General features: G+C 25.5%; 1 protein-coding gene. It reads right to left on the reverse strand.

Features of this window, described 5'->3' with window-relative positions; translation table 11 throughout:
* Positions 1 to 228 precede the first annotated feature (228 nt).
* Positions 229 to 1,249, reverse strand: a 1,021-nt coding sequence (locus M3Z80_RS09660; protein WP_293919403.1) for a peptidylprolyl isomerase, incomplete at its 5' end; no start/stop codon positions are given.

The following is a 1,249-nucleotide window of genomic DNA, read 5'->3' on the forward strand; positions in this document are numbered from 1 at the left end:
ATAGGTACTTTTTCATAAATTATAATTTATCTGATTTAATTTATAATAATTGGTTTAAAAGTTATATACTAATTTATATAATTAATAATCTCTATGATTTGATTTTAGTTTTATTAATCAATTAATTTATAATATTAAATTAATAAAAATTATTTTTAATAATATATAAATGTTGAATAAATTAAAAAGCTCGGATTTCCGAGCTTTCATTAATATAAAATTATAAAACTATCTTTGTTTTTTTTGTAACCAATCGATTGAAAAATTACATTTTTTGTACTCGTCTTGTACGGTAATAAATGTTGAAGGTATTTGAGCTTTCACCCATTTTTCTATAACTTCATTTTCTTTAGTCTTCTGTGCAAAACTTTTAATTCTGTTATAATCTATTTCTAAATTCATTTTATGAGCTGGTATAACGTCTGTAATTTTTAATAATTTAACAACTGTTCTATTATTTTCTTTATCTTCAAAAACTTCGGATATATCACCTTTTCCTAATCCTGATAGGTTATACAATACTTTTGTTGGTAATTTTATTTTTTCAAATCTATTATCTCCAGTTTGAGAATTAGATAATATTCCTCCATTATATTTTGTATATTTATCATCTGAATATTTTAAGGCAGCCTGATTAAATGTTATTTTTTCTGCTTTAATATCAGCTTTAATTTTTTCTAACTTTTCCAAAGCTGTTTTAATTTCTTCTTGATTAGGAACGGACATTAATAATATATGTCTTAAATCAATTACTTGTCCTTTCTTTTTTTCAAGATATACAATATGAAATCCGTATTCAGTTTCAAATGGCTCCGATATTTGTCCTTCTTCTAAGCTAAAGGCAACTGCATCAAATTCTTTAACCATTTGTTCTCTTCTCACATTTAAAATTTGACCTCCATTTGCAGCAGAACCAGGATCTTGAGAATATTTCCTAGCCATATCTGCAAAACTAGCTCCTTCTTCAATTTGCTTTTTAATAGATTTTAATTGATCAATTAATTCTTGTTTATGTCTCTCAGTTAGTTTAGGATACATAAAAATCTGACCATATTCAATCTCTTCATTTGAAGTGGGAAATTCCAATTCGTGAGCTTTATAGAAATCTTTTAAGTATTCTGGAGATACGTCTACATTTTTAGTGATTTCGGCCATCTTTCTCTGTGTATACATTTGATTTTTTATCATGGTTTCAAGCAAGCTTCTTAGCTCACCCATGGTTTTAAACTTGAAATTCGTAAGTATATTA

The organism is Apibacter sp., from assembly GCF_025291155.1.
Taxonomy (GTDB): Bacteria; Bacteroidota; Bacteroidia; order Flavobacteriales; family Weeksellaceae; genus Apibacter.